This window comes from Neobacillus sp. DZ-9 (assembly GCF_059587065.1).
In genome coordinates this window covers 22,854-38,757 of sequence record NZ_JCAIOL010000021.1, presented here as the reverse complement: position 1 = coordinate 38,757, position 15,904 = coordinate 22,854, and the positions used below count along the sequence as shown (strand labels likewise).

Here is a 15,904-nt window from a genome sequence, read left to right as displayed (position 1 = left end):
TAAAACCAGAGTAAATTGCCTTTTTTTGTATTGAATTGAGACTTAAAAATAAAAAACGTAAGTTTTTCAGTGCCCTCGTTCAGTACAGAGATCATCTTCTTAAAACTGCCTAGGCTTTTTTAACTGTCCTATACAAAGGGTACACTTTAATAAAGAGCAGAACTAACACATGTATTCATTCATTCTAACGACTCGACGGCAGATTACTTTTACTTCTATTTTAAAATTACTTTTTCTTGTTTTTTGTTTTCTGGTATTAGGGCTGGTTCAGTGCTTTGGTCATTAGCAGTAAGATCTATGCCATAGTCCTTTGCAAAAACCATATGTGTTTCTACTAAAACATCCTGTTCATTCTCATCCAAATTAAATACACGGGCACCGCGTAGGCGATTTCTCTCGGCACCAGACAGCCCATAAGCGCCAAACCCTGTACTGCCTGAATAACCTAGTAAAATCCCATAGTAATTCCCCATATATGTATTTACATGGTCATGGCCGCAAAAGACCCCCTTGACATCTCCCCTGTCAAGCATAGCTGAAAACATCCCGCTATTAAATGGCCCCGGGCACTCCTCTTCATTTCTTTCTCCCACTATTTGATGCTTTGCTACAGCACGGGCATGATCCGCCTCTGTTCGACTATCGACACTGTCAAACCACATAAAGCGGTGTTCCCATAAAGGAATATGAATGAACATAAGAGAAGGTACTTTATTGCCAAATTGCTGTTCCAGCTTTTTGGAAGTCTCATAATACCAGTTTATCTGATTCATTCGAATCCAATCCCAAGTCGGATATCCACTAAAATTCTGACCAGCAATCGTTTGAGGAGCATACCTGCCACTATCTAGCAGCCAAAGATTGAATGCCGCTTTTTTGCCTGCAGAATCCCTAATTAGCAGGTTCATGTTCCCAGAACCATTAATGCCAGTTGCTCCTGGCTGATTAACATTGTATTTGTATGCCATATAAAATTTAAGCATGGCTTCCTCATCAAGGCCGCCTTTTGGTGTTGAATCCTCATCATGATTCCCAAAGGTTACTGCCCACTTTATACCCCTTTGTTCCATTGGCTGGGCAACATTGTTCATTGCTTGTCTCATCTCAAGCTCGGAATTACAGCCGCCTGTAATGTTGTCACCATTTAGAACTACAAAATCCGGTTTCTCATTGTCAAGGACTTTTTCCATTAGCTGTATGGTACGGCGATCAATATGCTCATCATCCTGCGTATCGTTAAACTGTACAATTTTATACTTTCCATTTGCATTAAATTGTAGTTTCGCATTATCGTTTGTTTCAGCGTGGGCAACGCTACTTAATACATTTACACCTGGAATTCCTGCAGACGCTATCGTTAAGGCAAGTGTAGTCATCCCTCCAACTTTTATGAAGTCCCTTCTGTTAAAAACCTTGTTTTCATTTTGATTACTCATTTAATTTCCCCCCTAATTTTTAATAGATTTTAGATTTTGAAATTAAGCCAAGTCGAACATTCAAGCATTAATCCATACTTACATCTCACACTTTATCAGAAGATTGTAAATTCAGTTTTAGAGGAAGGTAAGGTTTTTGTTATTTTTTGTTAATCAGGAATATTGTCTCTTAATTTAAGCAAATGTAAGTAATATTTTATTCAAATAAGGGATAGTTTTAGGTATTTGGACTTATAAAATTCATTGGATTTTCATCAATTCTTAGGATAATAGGAATAAAGTAGAATGAGGAAAAGCTGAAATTGTAAAGGAATAGTAAATATTATTTCTACTAAAAAATTTATAAAAAGTAACAGGCGATGATTTTTGTATTCATCGCCTTCCAAAATAGTGATCCATGTAGATAGACCCCTTCAATTAATTCCCCATTTTCAAATTTCTTTTTATTCTTGTTGCAACGAGTTCAAGTAAAATGGCAAATCCAAGAATAAAATAGGTAATCACTCCGACTTCTTTTATATCATAATAAAATCCGCTTGCCATGAACATGTCGAATCCGATCCCGCCAGCTCCGGCTGCAGCCCCCATTGCAACCGCAACAGCAAAGTTAATTTCAAAACGCAAGAAAGTCCAGGAAATTAAATAGGTAATGGTGGATGGGATGACCGCCTGAAAGATAATATGCCACCAATTTGCCCCACTGGCTCTTAGTGCCTCTATTAACCCTTCATCCATTTCCTCGAAGGATTCGGAGAACGCTTTGATTAGATAGCCAACAGAGTGAAATGTCATTCCGATGACAGCTGCCTCACTTCCCAGGCCAGCTGCAACGGCAAAGATTAGCACCCATAAGACAGTAGGTACAGACCTGATGAACGTCACAAAACCTTTAACAAGTACCGATACTTTTTTATTGGCTAAGTTCTGCGCGGCAAATAAACCTAGAAACAGGGCAATAACAGCTCCAAACAGAGTGGTCAAAACCGCAAGTCCAAGCGTGACGATCACTTGATATAGTGCCTCTCCAAAAGTGAAATGATTAAATTTTGGATTGATGAACATTGTTTTCACATTTTCTATCGTCAACTTCACTGCTTCCGTAAAGTTAATATCCTTATAATCAAAGTTCATAAATCCATATACAGTTAACAGCAAAAGTGAAAGTAACGTTATCTGAATTACAAATGCAGCTTTGTTAAAAGGCCTTAATTTTCCAGGCTGAGGGCGACTAGACTCGGCTCCCGCTCCTGATTCAACAGCTAACGATTTTATTTCCACTATAAAATCACCCTTCTAACGTAGTTTGACAGCCATTCAATGGTAAAAATCGTTAGAATAATAACGATAACCACTAGACTTGCAGTGTTATAATCAAGATTCTTATAGTACAAATTAAAAGCAAACCCGATACCCGTCCCAGTTAAAATACCTACAAGTGTGGCGTTGCGGATATTTGTTTCAATCATAAATAATACCCAGCTGATCAACTGCGGAATAGCAGAGGGAATGACGGATTGAAAAATGATTGAAAAATATCCGGCTCCTGTTGCCCTTAATGCCTCTACAGAGCTGCTGCTTATTTCGTCAATGGTTTCGATAAAGGCCCGCGTCAGAAAACCAAAGGAACCAAAGAACAGAGCAAAATATCCCGTTAAGGCACTCTGGCCAAATGAAAAGAGCAAAATCATGGACCATGCGGAAATATCAATGTTACGGAAAACTGTTGCGATCCATCTGCTGATTTTACTCAAAAACGGATTGAATTGAGTGGCACTTGAACCAGCTAGTGCAAAAAACAAAGCAAAGATGGATGCAACGGTCGTCGCGGCAATAGAAACCAGCACGGTCTGCTCCAGTTTGCCAAGGATATCTGGGAGTCTCTCTAAGGCATTCGCGTCGGGATAAAAATTTGAAATAGACCAGACAAAAGCCTTCGGAACAGAGGAAAAGCCTTTTGCGAAGTTAAACTCCGTAATGAAAACCGATATTGCCGTTACAGCCGCAAGCAAAAGAACGAAGGAAAAGGAACGAATCTTCTTGGTTAGTAAAATATCAGCCTGCATTTCTGCCACCCAGTTCAAAGATTAATTCTCCCGCTTCTGACCCGTAAATTTCGTGAATCAGCTCTTCCGTTAGTTGACTTGGAGGACCATCAAAAACTACACTTCCCTTATTTACCCCGATAATTCGGTCTGAATACTTTAAGGCCACATCTACCTGATGAAGGTTAACCAGGCATGTAATTCCAAAAGAGGTGGATATCGTTTTCAGGTGATCCATAATAATTTTCGATGAGTTCGGATCAAGTGAAGCAATGGGCTCATCACATAAAAGCATTTTCGGTCCCTGAATTAACGCTCTTGCAATTCCAACGCGCTGCTTTTGTCCGCCGCTCAACTGATCGGCCCGTTTATAGATCTGATCCCCCAGTCCCACACTCTCCAGCAGCTCGATGGCTTTTACTTTCTCCTCTTGTGTGTATAAACCCAATACACCTGCTAATGTTGACTTATAGCCAAGCCTTCCATGAAGGACATTTTCGATTGCACTCAATCTTTTCACAAGGTTGTAATGCTGAAAAATCATCCCGATTTTGGTTCTAACCTTTTTTAAATCCCCTTTACCAAGCGTACATACATTTCTCCCATCAAACATGATTTCTCCGCTGCTCGCATCAATCATCCGATTGATACAGCGAAGGAGAGTTGATTTCCCCGCTCCTGATGGACCAATAATGGAAACGAACTCTCCTTCTTTAACAGAGAAATTAACATCTGATAGCGCTTTTGTATCTTTACCATATTGCTTTGATACATTTTTCAAATCTAATAGCACTGTCATTGCTAACTCTCCTTGTTTGAACTTTTTCACCACAGATTACTTCGATAATTCTCTAATTGGATCAAAGAAACTGTCTTCTACCTTTAACAGACGTTCATTACCAGATTTCTTGCTGAATAATCCTGAAAACTGAGCTCCCTCTGGAACAAAAATCTTTTCGTTTTTAGCAGTCTCATCACTCGTTAATAAATCAAGAATCTTCTTTTGATCCTCATCATTGACGCTTTCTGTGTTAACAACAAATGGTGAATTTAGAACTGGTGTAACAGAAATGACCTCAAATTCTTTTCCAGGAAGTGTATTGAATGGCTCAGCCGCATCCTTTTTAACCTTGTATACCGCTCCAGGTTTGTTCTGTTCCCCGTCAGCCAGTTCCACATAGTTTGCAACACATGTATCACAAAATGCAGCAACATCCGCTTTGCCAGTTAACAAGTTTACTGCAGAACCTTGGTGAGATCCGCCATAAAGCACTTCACTAAAGAACTTGTTCTTGCCGCCTTCAAGAAGATCTTCTGGCTTTAAGCCCTTGTATTCACTCTTCTTGCTGAAATAGTCGGCAATACCCGTAGAAGGAACTTTAAATCCAGACGTTGAGCTGTTGGAAACAAAAGAGAATTTCTTTCCAGCAATATTATCGATAGCGAACTTATCGCCATCTTTATATTTATCGGCATCCCCTTTGTTTACTGAAAGCCAGCTGTAGTAAACAGCGTCATCAAGCGTACCAGATTCACCGCTTGGAACGACCAGCGGCTCGACCTTTTCATTTTTATTATGGGCTTCAATATAACCCTGAGCTCCTAAGAATGCCATATCTGCATTACCGTTAGCAACGGCTTCAATGGCCACAATGTAATCAGTTGTCGTTTTATGTTCTACCTTTTTGCCTGTTGCAGCTTCAATTTCCTTTCCAATCTCGTCTCTCGCTGCTTCTAAATCAGCGCCCGATTCATTTGGCAGCCAGGCAATCGTAATGGTATCATCATTTGCTTTACCTGAAGCAGATCCTTCCGTTTGCGAAGAGCATCCTCCTGCAAAAATGGCTAGGGCAGTCAAAGATACTAGCATGGCTCTTTTCATCAATTTTTTCTTCAATGCTTTCAACATGGATAGAACGCCTCCTAAGTTTTATATCGATTAAATCTACTTGAATTATACAAACCTATTATTAATAGAGTGTAAATTTACTATTTTGAATTTGCTAAGATATTGTAAGGATTGCTAGGATTTTGTCGAAACGGGCATTTTTCCATCTTTGATTTTGTACTCCCGGTTGCATAGATCCCTCATAAATTCAAGATCATGAAAGATTCCTATCATTGTGGTCCCTTCGTTGATCAATTGCTCAATTAACATTTTCACCTTTTGTTTCGATGACTCATCCAGGCTCGCTGTTGGCTCATCCAACAGCAGAAGTCTTGGACGCTTGACCATTGCTCTGGCGATGTTTAGCCGCAGCTTCTCTCCACCAGAAAAAGTAGCAGGATAGCTGTCCCATAGTTCCCGGTCTAATTCAAAATGCTCGAGCATTTTCACCGTTTCCATTTCGGCGATTTCCTCGTTATGTCCCATTTCAATGATGGATTGCTTGATTAGTTCCCTAGCAGTTGTCCGAGGCATAACGTTCAGAAACTGTGACACATACCCAATTTCATGCTTCCGCAAGTAAACCATCTCACGTTCAGTTGCTGCCGCTAAGTTAATCGGTCCAAATTTATTGGAGTTGTACCAAATCGCGCCATCATCAGGCAGGTAGGTTCGATAAATACATCTTAAAATCGTTGATTTCCCGCTCCCGCTTTTCCCTGTAATTCCGATAAACTCTCCATCTTTTACAAACAAGTCAATCTGATTAATCGCTTTGATTTGTTTTTTCAAATTATGAAGTGTAAAAGATTTAGCTAAACCTTCAATGGATAATATGTTTTCCACGTATTCACCTTCTCTCAGTAAAATGTCCCTCAAACACGATAATTTGTTTTTTGAATGAGCTTCCCGTCCACCATTACCGCCGTAATGACAGGAAAATCAGGCTGGATTTTCTCAATTATCAACAGATCAGCTTTTTTACCTTCCTTGATTGAACCAATTTCATGATCAAGCTTCACAGCCTTTGCAGGATTAATGGTGACAAGCTTAAACATTTCGGCAAGATCGAGTCCATAATTTTTGTTCATCTCAAAGATGGAATGGAGCATGGCGGCAGGGTAATAGTCACTGCACAATATATCAATCGCCCCCTCTTGAATTGCTTCAGCTGCGGAAAGATTTCCGCTGTGCGAGCCTCCAAGAAGAACATTAGGCGCTCCCGCCACGGTGAACATCCCCTTTTCCTTTGCGTTCTTCGCAATTTCCATCGTAATTGGGAACTCGCTTATTTGGGCACCGAAGCTTTTTACTAGCTCCAGCTTTTCTAGTGAATCATCATCATGAGAGGCAATGGCAATCTTATTTTCCCTGGCAGCCCTGGCGATTTCCTGCATCGCTTCAATCGCAATTTTTTCTTTCATCATATGTTTCGTTATGATTCTATCAATCTCCGCATCGGTTATTTCGTTATAACCTTTAACAGTATTTCGATACACTTCTAAATCTCGATATTGTCCCTGACCTGGAGTATGGTCCATAAATGAAATCAGATGGACCTTTTTTTCCTCAATGAAAGACTTAAGATTATCTACCTCATCAACATTGTCAATCTCAAATCTTGCATGGAACCGGTGTCGTACTAAATGACTGCTATTATGGCTCTGATCAATCAAATCAATAAATTTTCTTACATTCTCCGGCTCGCGTATAGGCTTATAAGCGTACTCGGTAAACTTAAACAATGAGAGAGAATGGTACATCGTTGTAATACCGTGAGTAATTAATTCCTTTTCCGCTTCCCTCAGGCTTAATTGAAAATTCATTAAGGAAGTAGGCCTTGGTGCAGCCATATGCTCAATATAATCGGAATGCACATCAATGAAGCCCGGTGACACATATCCGCCTGCAGCATCGATTACTTCGACATTATCCTCAATCGGAATGTCGCCAGCAAAAGCAATCTGTTTAATTCTGTCATCTTCAATTAACAGGTCAAAACCTTCTAATATAGCTGCTTCCGTAATAATACGGCCGTTTGTAATCAGATACATCTTTTTTCCTCCATCAAACGAGAATTAGAGAAGCGATTGAACAAGCTGTTGGGTATAAGGACGCTGGGGGTCTTCCAGAATTTGATCGGTCAATCCCTGTTCGATTACTTTCCCATCAAGCATGACAAGTGAACGGTCGGCAAGCATTCGAATCACTCCCAGGTCATGCGAAACCACAATCATGCTAATATTTATTTCCCTTTGCAAATGCTTGATTAAATCAAGCACACTGGCTTGAACAGATAAATCCAATCCTGTCGTCACTTCGTCTAACAATAGGATTGGCGGGTTATTTGAAAGCGCCTTGGCAATCTGAACCCGCTGCTGCATTCCGCCAGAGAAATTTTTGGGGGCCTCCTTCATCCGGTAATCGGGGATATTCACATATTGAAGAAGTTCTTTTCCACGTGATTCCATCTGAGATACGTTCCGGTTTCCAGCTGATATCAATTTTTCAGCAATATTTCCGATTGAAGAAAAGTTCATTTTAAGACCCAGCAGCGGATTTTGATACACTTTGCCCATCAAGTGATTACGGATATATCGTTGTTTCTGGGAAGATTCTTGAAAAAGATTCTGCCTGCCGCCTTCATAATTATGGAGGTAGGCCTCACCGCTTGTTACTTCCTGGTCGAAGTAAAGGCATCTCATGAGCGTCGACTTTCCGCTGCCGCTTTCGCCGACAATCCCTAATATCTCTCCCGGATATAAATCAAAGCTTATATCTTGGCAGGCATATACCGTCCTGCAGGCTGGACAGTAGTTTTTGAGCAAATTTCTTGTACCTGTGTCACAGCATTCAAGGCATCCTTTGCCAAATTGCTTATTGAAGTTTTTTATGGATAAAATCGGCGTCTCAAAACCACTCACTTCTTTCACCCCTAACCATTGAACTCTTATTCTTTTGAGATAAACAATAGCTTGTATCATTGCACTGATAGTCCACTTCACCGCTATCCTCATCGAACAGCTCATCCAGGAATACTCCTGTTGATCCGCATAATTTACAGCATTTGTCATCAAATCTTTCCACCTCAAACGGGTAATCATCAAACGCTAACGATTCCACATCTGTGTATGGCGGAACAGCATAAATTTTTTTCTCGCGGCCTGCACCCAGCAAAATTAATGCCTCAGACCGGTGCATTTTCGGATTATCAAATCGAGGTATTGGGCTTGGCGCCATGACGTATCGATCTTCAATCATAACCGGATGGTCAGCGTTGGTCGCTGTCGTGCCGTATTTCATTATCTGTTCAAACAACATGACCCAAGCTCCGCTGTATTCTTTCTCAGCATGAAGTTTTTTTGTTTCGAATTCACTTGATTCGTATAGACGCAGTGGTTCCGGCAGCGGAACCTGTAATACCAGAATCTGGTCATCCCTTAATGGAACTTCCGGGATCCTATGCCTAGACTGAATAATCGTTGCTTCTTCTGTTTCATCTGTTACGTCAATTCCCGTGGTGTCGAATACTAACTTTTTAATATTCACCGCATTAACCGATTCATCCGATCCTTGGTCAATCACCTTTAAAACATCATTTTGGCCAATAAGGGAGAGCGTCAACTGAAGTCCGCCGGTACCCCAGCCTCTAGCAATCGGCATTTCCCTTGAGGCAAACGGTACCTGATACCCCGGAATGGCTACTGCTTTTAACGTCGCTCGTCTGATTTCCCTCTTTGAGCCCTCATCAAAAAAAGCAAAATTATAGTTTAACTGCATCGGTGTTCGCCTCCACTTCGCTTTTTTTCGTTTTTCTGACACTGTCCAGTTTTGACTGGAACGTAACGTAGTGCGGCATTTTTAGGTGTGAAATAAATCCAGTCGATTCCACAGAATCAATGTGATAGAGAACAAATTCTTCATCCCCGGAAGGATATTCGGCATTTCCCCGTTCAAGACTGTGATCAAGGATCCCCATAGCGATAGCCTTTGTCTCGTTTTGTCCATACACAAGCCCATATCCAATTTCAAACTCTATTTCTTCTTTTCCATGTCCCTTTTCTACCGTAACCGGCATGAGCATTTCCGCTTCTGTCACTTTGATCTCACCAATATAATAGGCATCCAAGTCATCATTAAGTCCATCCATCGGGTCATTGATACAGAGCGGCAGACTTCCGACCCGAAGTTCACCAACAGTTGGATGCAAGGCTCCATACCCGCGGATGACCGCATAGGCGAAGGAAGTGACAGCACCAGTCTGGCCACGTGTAAGTATTTGCAGGCGCTGACTGCGGCTGCTTGGGAATTCCAAGCTTTTTTTCGTCACATCGTCCGGCATTCGATTATCATCACTGCACTCAGCCATTAACCCTTCTTTTCTTAAATAATTAAGAACCTTGGGAAAGCGCCCAGCCGGTTTCTCTTCATCTTGCATTGCCTCAAGCTGATAGGCTTTGAGCCACTTTAATGCATCCTGATCTGCTTCTCCTACAAGACTAAAGTCGATCAAACGATGGGTGTAGTCCGTTGTCGCTCCAAGTACTTGACCGCCCGGAATATCTTTAAAGCTTGCTGATATCCTTCTCTCAATCTGCATTTCTGCCGGGTCGGCTATTTTTGAATAGTGTTTTCTCGGAAGTGTAGAACGATAGGCTCTCAATAGGAACACGGCCTCCTCAGGATTCCCTTCAGCTTGTTTAATCGCGATGGCTGCAAGCTTTGGGCAATAAAGGCTGCTTTCTGACATTACCTGATCAATCAGACCTCTCATTCCAGCTTCGATTTTCTGGGTTTCCAGGACTGTCCCATGTTTAAACCTTTCATGTTTTAATAGCTTGATAGCTTCTTCAATGGCAAGGGTTCCACCTTTTACAGCAACATATCCCATTACTCTGTCACCCGCTTCCTAATTCGAGTTGTCCTTGGCAAACATAAGATAGAATGATTGTTATCCGTAAAAATAATATCATTTCCCAAGGGAAACTCTTTATTGATTTCATTCCGAAGTTCGAGCCATTTGTCCGCGTTAGACATACTTACGTTTTGTTCTGTTTCAATTCCGGGCCCTGTCAACACAAGATCTATTCCCTTTCTTATGCTTTCTGTTTCGATAATGATGGTGGCTGACTCATGTGGATTGGTGAGACTTCCGATTTTCGCTGACTTTAAGGCTGTTTCAATTTGCTGCTGATTACAATCCTTCAATATAAAGATAAAGTCAGCTTGGTCAGCCTCCGCTGCTTTTGCATAGGTAAATTGATTAATCAACCCCGTTATATGGTTTTCACGCGCCGAGATCACTTTAAAGGATACTTCTGTATCAAGGAACATGAGCGCCAAAACCTCTGTCGAAGGGGAACACCCCGTTTGAAATTCAGCTTTTGCTGTCTCTTCCTGAAGAGTGCTAATCTTCCCAGGTCTTGACATTGAATTAATCACTTTTCGATAAGCCGTCTGCACATCATGCACTAGATTGAATGTCATTAGTCTTCACCCCTATTCCGTATCCATGGTTTCAAAGTTGACTTTTGTTCTAAGAACCTGATTCATTTTGGCTGCTTTTTCTTTTTCTATCATTCTCTCTTCTGCCAGCAACAACTGCTCCCAACCTTCTGTCTCCTTAAGCGAAGCCTTGTATGCGGCATCAATCACCGCAAGATGGTATGCCAGTTCCTTGTCAAGTCCTGTCACAATTCCAATTCCCAGACTATTGTTAATTCGAACCTTGCATTCTGCGACAGACACTTCTCCAATATAGAAAAGGCTTTGCTTGGCGGATTCTCGAACCTTTACCATGACAAGCCCATCATTCGGTTCTTCCATTATTTTTGTCTCATAATGATCGAGTATTTCGTTAGCCATCGTGGCGGCTATTTCTTTAGAACCATTGATTAAAATCTCTGTTCTTCTTTTTCTTCTCATCAGCCTGCCTCCATTTTTGTTGGAATTTCTTTAATTCCAATCTACCTTGTTGCCAAGCTGGTGGATGTAAAGAAACCGTTAAAAGCCTTAAGGTATTGTTAAGGGACCGTAAATGTGATTTTTTTATAGGGCTGTGTTAAACTTCGCTGTTGATTTCCGCTCCAGGCAAGAGCGGTTCGCGGGCGGTACGGGGAGCCTCCTCGTCGCTTCGCTCCAATCAACAGAGTTAAATAATCACCACTTACCTTTAACACAGCCTTTTCTATTGCAAAAATAAAAAACCAGCACGCATGCTGGTTTTAAATTTGGTAAGTGAAACGATCACTTCGGTATAATATTCTTGTATATTCCAAAACGGCTGAGCTTTCTTTATCCAAACAGCCGGATTCTAACTCTAAGAGCGGGATCAGGCTTGAACACTCAAGCACCTCCCTTTCAAACTGTGTGGGGAAAACAACACTTAAGATAGTTGGGGCAGAAGAATAATTTGAAAAGCCCTTTTTACTATAATAATCAAACATGGACGTAATCTTTGGCCCTTCCTCCACGATATCCTTAAATACCACCTGTGACACAAACGATGTGTGAAAGGCGATTGGCTTTTCATCAATCAGCCTGAGCCGTCCAATTTTAAAGACCTTGTCCGTTTCTTCCGCACCTAGAAAACGAAAAATTTTTTTATTATATTCGATTTCTTCACTAAAGATTGTTTTAGTTTTAAATTGATATCCCTGCTCAAGCATTTTTTGGCTGAAGGAGACATCGCCGGAAAGCATAAGAGGTATTAGTTTTTTTCTGTCCTTTACAAAGCTTCCCCGTCCTTGTTTGGAATAAATATAACCAAGTTCCTGGAGTCTTTCATACGCTTTCCGTATCGTTATCCTTGGAACCTGAAACTTATCGGCCAATTCATTTTCCGAGGGCAGTTTATCCTCAGGGGCATATTTACCTGATTGGATATCCGAAATCAACTCGTCGACAATTTCCATTTCACCTGCCATACCGATCCTCCTGTTACCTTTATTTTCATTAGTATAACAAGGAATCTGTTTAAACCAAAAGCGGTATACCCTTTTTAGGTACACCGCTTATCATTACCTACTTCCCATACTTGTTAAGAAAAGTCTCCAAATCATTTAGTTCATAAAAACGCTCTTCCATTAGTTTTCGAGGCCAATTCCACCAGGCGATTTTCTCCAATTTATCTGCAATCTCCCTAGAGAAACGCTCCTTTAGCGGTTTAGCAGGCACACCGCCAACGATTGTGTATGGTTCAACATCTTTTGTAACAACAGCACCGGAAGCTATAACAGCACCGTTTCCAACCCTTACACCTTTCATAATAATAGCCCCGTGTCCAATCCAAACATCATGGCCAATCCTAACACGATTTAACCGCCGCCATTTAAAGATTTCTTCATCATCGGTCTCAGCAAATCGATAAGAAATTCGACGATAAGTCATGTGGTGCTGAGTTACACGACTCATTGGATGATTGACCGGATTTATACAAACGTGAGAGGCAATGGAACAATACTTACCAATTTCTGAATAGTTAATCGTTACATCGTCCATCGTATAGGTATAGTCATCTAATTTAGATTCAATAATTTCATTGCATGGACCGATGGAGGTCCAATTCCCGGCGTAGCTATTGATAATATGACTGCTCTCGTGGACTAATGGGTCTGATGACAAAATTTTTTCCTTTTTAGGCTGATGGATAAAATTCATTTTATATCAGACCCTTTTCTACCAAAGAAGATAATTTTTTCCGCTCAAGTAACCCTTCAACCGCCCCGATTCCTGGATCTTTGGAACCGATCAGTACTTCTTTTTCATCATAAAATCCGTGAAAATCGGTGCCGCCCGTCATAACCAAATCGTACTGAGCAGCAAAAAGTTTAGCCTTTGCTTCGTCCTCTACTCCATGAAGGGGATGCCAGACCTCAATTCCTTGCAGTCCCGCTTCCACTAGCTCTGGAACTACCTCAAAACTCTTGTACTGACCAGGATGGGCAAGAACCGGTACCCCTCCCGCTTGAATAATCGCCTGGATTGCCAATCGTGCATCCACATACTTCATAGGCACATATGCTATCCCTGGCGCTTGCCCATTTTGACCGCGGGAAAATAGCTTTCTATACAAATCTCCGTATATAGATACCGTATACCCATTCTCAATAAGGGCATGCATGATATGCTGCTTATAAACGCCCGTTCCACCCTCAGCATATTTTTTCACCTGTTCCCAGCTAATGGAATACCCACGGTTTATTAAATTTTCAACCGCGCAATAGGAGGCACGATGACGATTTTCCAACAGAGGGTCGCATAGATATTTTAAAGCAGAATGACCAGGTTCAATAAAGTAGCCAAGAATGTGGACCCTTCGATTCCTGCTAAAATCAAAGGCAGAAATTTCAATACCAGGGATGATTTTGATATCCGCTTCATTCCCAAGAAGAACCATCTCATCTAATCCTTTGGTTGTATCGTGGTTCGTAATGGCCAGGTGGGTCACCTTTTCCTTCAATGCCAGGTCTAAAATCTCTCCGAAAGAAAAAGAACAATCAGAAATATTCGTGTGGCAGTGCAAATCAACTTTCATCTTTACTTCCCCCTATCAAAATGGCAGTCTATTCATTTCTAGAATAACTTGGTGCCAAGTTTGATAGGTAAAGGCATGGTTAAAAATCTGTTAAGACTTTATAAAACCGTTCCTAAAAAAGGGCGGGGTTATACTCTTACTAAACTAATGTTCGACAACTGTCTTAAACGGGCGGCCACGGGATGAATCACTATTTGATTCATCCAATAAGAAAAGGGATAGGGCATTTACACCATATGTTTTAAAAATCATATATATATTGTTGAGTTCACAATTACCAATATTGAAAGGAGTATTAGTGTGTCAACCAATAACACTTTCGATTATATCGTGATTGGGGCTGGTACTGCCGGAGGAGTAATTGCCAAAAAATTAACAGATGACAAAATTACATCTGTACTCCTCCTTGAACCTGGAACCAATATGACAAAAGAACTGAGCAGCCCTTCTGGTGCAGTATCAGGTATATTATCCACTGATAATAGGCACTCATTTAACATCATGACCAATGCTGAGCCAAATATTGCGAACCAGCAGCTTCGTGTATCAAGCGGCAGAGCTATCGGGGGAAGTTCCGAGCATAATGCAATGTATGCTGTACGTGGAAGCAGAAAACTCTATAATGAGTGGTCAGAACTCATTGGATCTCAGTGGAGTTACAGCAAAGTTCGTCCTTTATTCAAAGAGAATGAAACTTACACAGGTGAAACAGAAGAATCGGAAGAACGAGGAAGAAAGGGCCCTATATTTGTAAGACAACAGAACATTCCTGAAGATGGGCTGACTGTTACATTAGCCGAAGCGACATCAGAAGTGTTAAATATTCCAATTGTCGAAGACTATAATACTGGAATAAGAGGTTGTACATTTTACAAATCCCAATTTTTAAATGAAGAAGTAAATGAACATTACGTTCGTTCCTCTACCGCAACAGGGTATTTAAATAAAAAAATTGTTACACAAGGCGATGAATTTCACGCGGATGAGTTTGGAGTACACGGCAGAGAGCTGGTCATCCTGACCAAAACAACAGTGAATAAAATTTTATTTAAAGAAGCTGGCAGATTTCAAGTTGCTGTGGGCGTTGAATTTGTAAAAAACGGTAAAACAAATATTGCGCGTGCATCTAAAGGTGTCATTGTCAGTGCAGGTAATTTTTCTTCCGTTATTTTACAGCGTTCTGGAATTGGGAACCCGGATGATTTAGCAAGAGCTGGTATTACCACATTAATTGACAGTCCAAATGTAGGACATAACTTTCAAAGTCATTTTACTGTTGGAATAGGAGTAGAAGTAGCAACGGAGCGGCTTTTAGAGCTTATTTCTGCTGACCCAGACAATCCATTTCCACTGGGTGCTTTTAAAGGAGAAGGCAAAAGCGGAGGCCGGCGTCTTCAATTATATGGATCGACAACACCTTCGTTTATTCCAGCTCCAGATGTATTGGCTAATCATTGGGGGTTCGATCAAACAAAAAAGAGCAATATTATGAGCATAGGCATTTTTGACGTTAACCCTAAAAGCAGGGGGACGATATTGGCTGCACACAGCGACCCTGAGGCATATCCTTCTATCGATCTAAATCCGCTGGGGAATTCGAATGACTTAGATTTTATGGTTGAACAGTATTTGAACACTTACCGTATTATGAAGAAAGCCCGTAAACTAGATCCCGATGGCATCTACAAAGTTGTCTATCCGCCTGAAAGTGTCTTTAAGATGGATGATAAGGAAGAGCGGCGCAAACAACTAGAAGGTTATGTAAAAGCTTCTTATCGTAATCTCGCTCATTTTGGTGGTCAATGCAAGATGGGCAATAGTATTCTAACTGGGGTTGTAGATGAATATCTAAATGTCTTTGGTACAAAAAAACTGAAAGTAGCCGATCTTTCTATTTCCCCTATATTACCAGATGGAAACACTTCCATGCCTTCTCAAATGATTGGACTAAATGCAGTACGATTTATTCAAGAAGGGTTTCCTTTTTAAAAATTTATCGAAA

General features: G+C 41.0%; 16 protein-coding genes. 1 reads left to right on the top strand and 15 read right to left on the bottom strand.

The genetic code is table 11. The annotated features are described in order from the left end of the window. Nucleotides 1–215: 215 nt before the first annotated feature. The 15 genes from AC59HZ_RS30125 to AC59HZ_RS30055 all read right to left on the bottom strand — a co-directional run bounded on the left by AC59HZ_RS30125 (nt 216) and on the right by AC59HZ_RS30055 (nt 13,902). Complete coding sequence (locus tag AC59HZ_RS30125) at nt 216–1,436, bottom strand: metallophosphoesterase family protein (RefSeq protein WP_496549396.1); 1,221 nt, start codon at nt 1,434–1,436, stop codon at nt 216–218. 417 nt (nt 1,437–1,853) lie between these two features. Further along, nucleotides 1,854–2,714: a PhnE/PtxC family ABC transporter permease gene (locus AC59HZ_RS30120; RefSeq protein ID WP_496549395.1), complete on the bottom strand. Its 861-nt coding sequence runs from the start codon at nt 2,712–2,714 to the stop codon at nt 1,854–1,856. Then, entirely contained in the window at nt 2,714–3,499 is a 786-nt protein-coding gene (locus AC59HZ_RS30115; RefSeq protein WP_496549398.1) for a PhnE/PtxC family ABC transporter permease, read from the bottom strand. The genes AC59HZ_RS30120 and AC59HZ_RS30115 overlap by 1 nt, the downstream gene beginning before the upstream one ends. Continuing rightward, nucleotides 3,489–4,277: a phosphonate ABC transporter ATP-binding protein gene (gene phnC, locus AC59HZ_RS30110; RefSeq protein ID WP_496549394.1), complete on the bottom strand. Its 789-nt coding sequence runs from the start codon at nt 4,275–4,277 to the stop codon at nt 3,489–3,491. The genes AC59HZ_RS30115 and phnC overlap by 11 nt, the downstream gene beginning before the upstream one ends. Nucleotides 4,278–4,313: 36 nt before the next feature. Beyond that, on the bottom strand, nt 4,314–5,387 hold the full coding sequence (locus AC59HZ_RS30105; protein ID WP_496549393.1) for a phosphate/phosphite/phosphonate ABC transporter substrate-binding protein: 1,074 nt from the start codon (nt 5,385–5,387) through the stop codon (nt 4,314–4,316). Between the two features lie 114 nt (nt 5,388–5,501). Further along, nucleotides 5,502–6,212 (bottom strand): phosphonate C-P lyase system protein PhnL, encoded by a 711-nt coding sequence (locus tag AC59HZ_RS30100; RefSeq protein WP_496549392.1) that lies wholly within the window; start codon nt 6,210–6,212, stop codon nt 5,502–5,504. Nucleotides 6,213–6,241: 29 nt separating this feature from the next. Further along, nucleotides 6,242–7,420 carry a phosphonate metabolism protein PhnM gene (phnM, locus tag AC59HZ_RS30095; RefSeq protein ID WP_496549391.1) on the bottom strand — a complete coding sequence of 393 codons (1,179 nt, stop codon included), beginning with the start codon at nt 7,418–7,420 and terminating at the stop codon, nt 6,242–6,244. A gap of 24 nt (nt 7,421–7,444) precedes the next feature. Next, nucleotides 7,445–8,290 carry an ATP-binding cassette domain-containing protein gene (locus AC59HZ_RS30090; protein ID WP_496549390.1) on the bottom strand — a complete coding sequence of 282 codons (846 nt, stop codon included), beginning with the start codon at nt 8,288–8,290 and terminating at the stop codon, nt 7,445–7,447. After that, the gene (locus AC59HZ_RS30085) at nt 8,277–9,146 is read right to left on the bottom strand and encodes an alpha-D-ribose 1-methylphosphonate 5-phosphate C-P-lyase PhnJ (RefSeq protein ID WP_496549389.1); all 870 of its coding nucleotides are present in this window, start codon (nt 9,144–9,146) and stop codon (nt 8,277–8,279) included. The genes AC59HZ_RS30090 and AC59HZ_RS30085 overlap by 14 nt, the downstream gene beginning before the upstream one ends. Continuing rightward, nucleotides 9,130–10,257 carry a carbon-phosphorus lyase complex subunit PhnI gene (locus tag AC59HZ_RS30080; RefSeq protein ID WP_496549388.1) on the bottom strand — a complete coding sequence of 376 codons (1,128 nt, stop codon included), beginning with the start codon at nt 10,255–10,257 and terminating at the stop codon, nt 9,130–9,132. Before AC59HZ_RS30080 ends, AC59HZ_RS30085 begins: the two co-directional genes overlap by 17 nt. Next, a complete protein-coding gene (phnH, locus tag AC59HZ_RS30075; protein WP_496549387.1) occupies nt 10,257–10,853 on the bottom strand; it encodes a phosphonate C-P lyase system protein PhnH in 597 nt (198 codons plus the stop codon). Before phnH ends, AC59HZ_RS30080 begins: the two co-directional genes overlap by 1 nt. 12 nt (nt 10,854–10,865) lie before the next feature. Continuing rightward, complete coding sequence (gene phnG / locus AC59HZ_RS30070) at nt 10,866–11,291, bottom strand: phosphonate C-P lyase system protein PhnG (protein WP_496549386.1); 426 nt, start codon at nt 11,289–11,291, stop codon at nt 10,866–10,868. A 299-nt stretch (nt 11,292–11,590) separates the two neighbouring features. Beyond that, the gene (locus tag AC59HZ_RS30065; protein WP_496549385.1) at nt 11,591–12,292 is read right to left on the bottom strand and encodes a GntR family transcriptional regulator; all 702 of its coding nucleotides are present in this window, start codon (nt 12,290–12,292) and stop codon (nt 11,591–11,593) included. Nucleotides 12,293–12,389: 97 nt separating this feature from the next. Beyond that, nucleotides 12,390–13,025, bottom strand: coding sequence for a DapH/DapD/GlmU-related protein (locus AC59HZ_RS30060; protein WP_496549384.1), 636 nt, complete (start codon nt 13,023–13,025; stop codon nt 12,390–12,392). Nucleotide 13,026: 1 nt separating this feature from the next. After that, on the bottom strand, nt 13,027–13,902 hold the full coding sequence (locus tag AC59HZ_RS30055) for a PHP domain-containing protein (protein ID WP_496549383.1): 876 nt from the start codon (nt 13,900–13,902) through the stop codon (nt 13,027–13,029). A gap of 300 nt (nt 13,903–14,202) precedes the next feature. On the opposite strand from AC59HZ_RS30055, the gene AC59HZ_RS30050 reads away from it, so the two are divergent. Further along, complete coding sequence (locus AC59HZ_RS30050; RefSeq protein ID WP_496549382.1) at nt 14,203–15,891, top strand: GMC family oxidoreductase; 1,689 nt, start codon at nt 14,203–14,205, stop codon at nt 15,889–15,891. Nucleotides 15,892–15,904 lie beyond the last annotated feature (13 nt).